Consider the following 4,813-nt stretch of genomic DNA (forward strand, 5'->3'; position numbering starts at 1 on the left):
GCCGTGGCCGTCGTGCAGCTGGCCCGCCATCCCGAATACGCCGGCGTGCGCGGCACCATCGCGCGCCCCGCCGTCACCGGCCGGCCGGCCGCGGTATCGCAACTGGCGGGCGATATCGGCGACGACGGCACGCTGGCCATCGACGAATCGCTCGATGGCCGCAGCATCAGCGGCGTCTGGGTCGGCGCGATGGCGCCCGGCGGTTGCGGCCGCGAATTCCGCGGCACCTGGCGCGACGCCACCGATGAGAGCACGCATCCCTTCGTGCTGACGAAGAAGGAAGGGTCAGGGAAATGAACACCACCATGCAAGGCCGCCTGCGCGCGGTGCTGGCCACCGCGGCGCTGCTGCTGACCGGCGTCGCGCAGGCGCAGGCCGTCGACCAGCCCAAGAGCCCGCTGGCCGACAACCAGCTCACCTGGCAGAGCTGCGCCGCGCTCGGCACCGACAACGCCGCGCGGCTGGCCTGCTACGACCGCTGGTCACAGCAGCAGACGCTGCCCTCGGTGTCGGTGCCGGTCGCGCCGCCGGTGCTCGCCAACACCCAGCCCGCGCCGCCGGTCGACGGCTCGATCCCGGCCACGCGCGTGGTCTCGGTCGCCACCACCGAGGGCTGCCGCGACCGCCAGTACTCGGCGCTGTCGCGCTTCTGGGAACTGGAGAACGCCACCGACTGCGGCACCTTCGGCTTCCGCGGCTACCGGCCGCTCAACGTCTCGGTCTCGGCCGCCACCCACAAGCCCGACACGCCGACCTCGCCGTCGCCGGACCACACCGGCGACCCGGTGGCCTACCAGGCCAACGAGATGCGCATCGGCCTGTCGGTGCGCACCAAGCTCGCGCAGGGCCTGCTGACGCAGAACGACCCGATCAAGAAGGACTCGCTGTGGTTCGCCTACACGCAGCAGTCGACCTGGCAGCTGTTCAACGGCGCGATCTCGCGGCCCTTCCGCACCACCGACCACGAACCCGAGCTGATGTATGTCTACCCGACCGACTTCAAGCTGCCGGGCGGCTGGCGCTGGCGCTACACCGGGCTGGGCATCGTGCACCAGTCGAACGGCCAGAGCCTGCCACTGTCGCGCAGCTGGAACCGCGTCTACCTGATGGCCGGCGCCGAGCTCGACGACCGCTTCAGCATCACGGGCCGGATCTGGAAGCGCATCTCCGAGAGCCCGGAGAAGGACGACAACCCCGACATCGCCGACTACATCGGCCGCGCCGAAGTCACCGGCCGCTGGAACCTCGACCGCAACAACACACTGGGCATCACGGTGCGCAACAACCTGCGCGACAGCGGGCGCGGCTCGGTGCGGCTCGAATGGCTCAAGGCGATCGGCGATCCGACCAAGAGCAACCTGCGCTTCCACACGCAGCTGTTCTACGGCTATGGCGACACGCTGGTGGACTACAACCGCAAGCGCACGGTGTTGAGCATCGGCCTGAGCCTGGTCGACTTCTGATGTCCGCGAACCCACGGAGACCCTTTCCATGAGCACCGAACTGTCCCCCGTCGACGCCACGCAGCGCGAGATCATCGCGGCGCTGTCCGTCGCGCCCGTGTTCGACGCCGCCGCCGAGCTCGAGCGGCGCGTCGAGTTCCTCGCCGCCTACCTGCGCCGCACCGGTCTGTCGACCTACGTGCTGGGCATCAGCGGCGGCGTGGATTCGCTGACCGCCGGCTGCCTCGCGCAGCGCGCGGTCGAGCGACTGCGCGCCGAGGGCCGCGAGGCCACCTTCATCGCGATGCGGCTGCCCTACGGCGTGCAGAAGGACGAGGCCGAGGCGCAGGCCTCGCTGGCCGTGATCCGGCCCGACCGCCTGCTGACGGTGGACGTGCGGCCCGCGGCCGACGCGATGCTCGCGGCGCTCAAGGCCGGCGACCTGGCCTTCCGCGACGCGGCGCACGAGGACTTCGTGCTCGGCAACATCAAGGCGCGCCAGCGCATGATCGCGCAGTTCGCGGTGGCGGGCGCGCACAACGGCATCGTGATCGGCACCGACCACGCGGCCGAGGCGCTGATGGGCTTCTTCACCAAGTTCGGCGACGGCGCGGCCGACATCACGCCGCTGACCGGCCTCAACAAGCGCCGCGTGCGCGCGGTAGCGCAGCTGCTCGGCGCGCCCGATGCGCTGGTCTACAAGGTGCCCACGGCCGACCTCGAGTCGCTGGTGCCGGGCAAGCCCGACGAGGACGCCTTCGGCGTGACCTACGAGCAGATCGACGACTTCCTCGAGGGCAAGCCGGTGTCGGCCGCGGCGCGCGAGGTCATCCTGTCGACGCACCGCAAGAGCGCGCACAAGCGCGCGCTGCCGGTCGAGCCGCCGGCGGCCTGAGCTACGGCCCGGGCCGCGCCGGCGACTGCGCGCGGAACTCGCGCGGCGTCAGGCCCATGTGCTGCCGGAAGCGCCGGCTGAAATAGACCGCGTCGGCGAAGCCGCATTGCCGCGCGATGTCGGCGATGCGGCCGTCCGAGGCCAGCAGCAGCTCGCGCGCGCGTTCCAGCCGCCTTTCGGTCACGAGTTCGGTGAAGGTGCGCTGGGTCTGCTTCTTCAGCAGGTGCGCGAGGTAGTTCGGCGACAGCATCGCGGCCGCGGCCGCGTCGTTGAGCGACATCTCCTCGCCCAGGTGCTCGCGCACGTAGTGCAGCACGCGCTGCAGCGCATCGCGCCGCGAGCTGTGGCCGCGGTGGCGCGCCGCCTGTTCGCGCAGCGCCGCCTCGTGCCTTCGGCAGGCCAGCGAGAGCAGCTGCAGCAGGATGCCGCGGATCGCGCCGCCGGCCGCGAAGCGCCCTTCGCGATTGAGCGCCGACAGCTCCTCGAGCCAGCCGAGGATGCGCGCGAAGTCCTCGGCCTCGAAATGGAAGTCCACGTACTCCTGGAACAGGAAGGGCGCGAGTTCGGGATGGCGCGCGATCGGCACCTCCTCGAGATCGAGCGGCTCGACCGCCAGCTCGGGCCAGAGGAAGGACTGGTCGAAGTTGACGATGGCGTAGCGCGCGCCCGGCGGATGCGGCACCACGTGCAGCCGGTACGGCAGCACGAAGCTCAGGCAGCCCGCGCCAAAGGGCCGCGCGGCACCGCCGATCAGCTGCTGCGACTCGCCCTCGATGCCGACCTGGATCTGGAAGTACTCGTGGCGGTGCGGACGCGCGAGCACGTCGCGCGCGCCCTCGAAGCGGATGTCGAAATCGAGGTGGTCGGCGCGCTCCTGCATGCCGTAGAGGCGATGGCTCGAGGTCGAAGCGGGCATCGCGCGATGGTACGCCCGGGCCCCGGGTGTTGCCTGCGTCCTGCTTTTGCGTAGATGCGTGCGCAAGCGCGCGCACCCGGGCTCCCAGAATCGTCCGGCTACTACCGAAGGAGACCCCTGCATGAGCAATTCCTCCCGCCGCGGCCTGCTGGCCGGCGCCGCCATGGCCACCGGCGCCATCGCCGGTTGCGCGCTGCCCGCGGGCGCCGCGCGCAATGCGAAGACGCCGTTCGACGTGCCCGCCGCGACCATCCCGATCGCCGGCAGCGACCAGGTGTTCCCGGTGCGCCGCATCTACTGCATCGGCCGCAACTACGCGGCGCATGCGCGCGAGATGGGCTCCGACCCGACGCGCGAGCCGCCCTTCTTCTTCCAGAAGCCGGCCGACGCGGTGCAGGTGGTGCTGCCCGGCACCGTGGCCGACCACCCCTATCCCACGCTGACGAAGAACTACCACTACGAGGCCGAGCTCGTGGTGGCGCTCGGCAAGGGCGGGCGCGACGTGTCGATCGACGATGCGCTGGGCCTGGTCTACGGCTACTCGCTGGGCCTGGACATGACGCGGCGCGACCTGCAGCGCGGCATGGGCGACCAGAAGAAGCCCTGGGAGATCGGCAAGAGCTTCGACCATTCGGCGCCCGTGGGCCCGATCCATCCGGTGGCGCAGGTCGGCCACTTCAGCGACGGCGCGATCTGGCTCAAGGTCAACGGCGAGACCAAGCAGAGCGCCACGCTCAAGCACATGATCTGGTCGGTGGCCGAGCAGATCAGCCGGCTGTCGCAGGCCTTCGAGCTGCAGCCCGGCGACATCATCTACGCGGGCACGCCCGAGAACGTGGGCCCGGTGGTGCGCGGCGACCTGATCGAGATCCACATCGACGGGCTGCCGAACCTGTCGGTCAAGGTGGTGTGAAGCCATGAAGAACACGACACGCCTCCTCTGCACGGCCCTGCTGGCCGGCCTCGCGCTCGGCGCCCAGGCCGCGGGCATGAAGGTCACGTCGAGCGCCTTCGCCGACGGCGCGACCATTCCGAAGATCCACGCGGGCGACGCACCGGGCTGCGGCGGCCAGGGCGTGTCGCCGCCCGTGGCCTGGAGCGATCTGCCCGCGGGCACGCGCTCGGTCGCGGTGCTGATGAGCGATCCCGATGGCGGCAAGGGCCTCGGCGTCTCGCACTGGGTGGCCTACAACATCCCGGCCGCCCAGGGGCAACTGCGGCAGGGCGAGGGCCAGGCCGCGAACGCTGGCTTCACCGTCGGCAAGAACGTGGCCGGCGCCATCGCCTACCGCGGCATGTGCCCGCCGGCCGGCGACCTGCCGCACCACTACGTGCTGACGGTGATCGCCACCGAGGCCGAGCCGGGCTCGCTGCCCGAGGGCCTGACGCGCGACGAACTGCTGGCCGCGCTCAAGGGCCGCACGCTGATGGGCCAGAGCGTGGTGGGCCTCTACGGGCAGTGAACGAAGCGGCGCGGCGGCTCAGCTGCTCTGCCGCACCACGAGCTCGAAGCCCAGGTCCACGGTGCGTGCGTCCGCCACGGGCTCGTCGCGCATCAGC

5 protein-coding genes and 1 pseudogene are annotated in these 4,813 nt (G+C 71.1%); 5 read left to right on the forward strand and 1 reads right to left on the reverse strand.

Annotated elements, in window-relative coordinates:
* The 3 genes and pseudogenes from AC27VN_RS32790 to nadE form a co-directional block, all read left to right on the forward strand.
* Positions 1 to 297 (forward strand): annotated as a pseudogene (locus tag AC27VN_RS32790) (hypothetical protein); the annotation flags it as partial.
* A gap of 8 nt (positions 298 to 305) precedes the next feature.
* Positions 306 to 1,463, forward strand: coding sequence for a phospholipase A (locus AC27VN_RS32795; protein WP_490879272.1), 1,158 nt, complete (start codon positions 306 to 308; stop codon positions 1,461 to 1,463).
* Between the two features lie 28 nt (positions 1,464 to 1,491).
* A complete protein-coding gene (gene nadE / locus AC27VN_RS32800; RefSeq protein WP_093353800.1) occupies positions 1,492 to 2,337 on the forward strand; it encodes an NAD(+) synthase in 846 nt (281 codons plus the stop codon).
* 1 nt (position 2,338) lies between these two features.
* On the opposite strand, the gene AC27VN_RS32805 is transcribed toward nadE, so the two are convergent.
* Complete coding sequence (locus AC27VN_RS32805) at positions 2,339 to 3,253, reverse strand: helix-turn-helix transcriptional regulator (protein ID WP_490879270.1); 915 nt, start codon at positions 3,251 to 3,253, stop codon at positions 2,339 to 2,341.
* A gap of 121 nt (positions 3,254 to 3,374) precedes the next feature.
* Here AC27VN_RS32805 and AC27VN_RS32810 point away from each other — a divergent pair, with 121 nt between their 5' ends.
* A complete protein-coding gene (locus tag AC27VN_RS32810; protein ID WP_057593206.1) occupies positions 3,375 to 4,166 on the forward strand; it encodes a fumarylacetoacetate hydrolase family protein in 792 nt (263 codons plus the stop codon).
* 4 nt (positions 4,167 to 4,170) lie between these two features.
* A complete protein-coding gene (locus AC27VN_RS32815; protein ID WP_490879271.1) occupies positions 4,171 to 4,716 on the forward strand; it encodes a YbhB/YbcL family Raf kinase inhibitor-like protein in 546 nt (181 codons plus the stop codon).
* Positions 4,717 to 4,813 lie beyond the last annotated feature (97 nt).

Source organism: Variovorax sp. 20P10.2.4 (assembly GCF_058244205.1).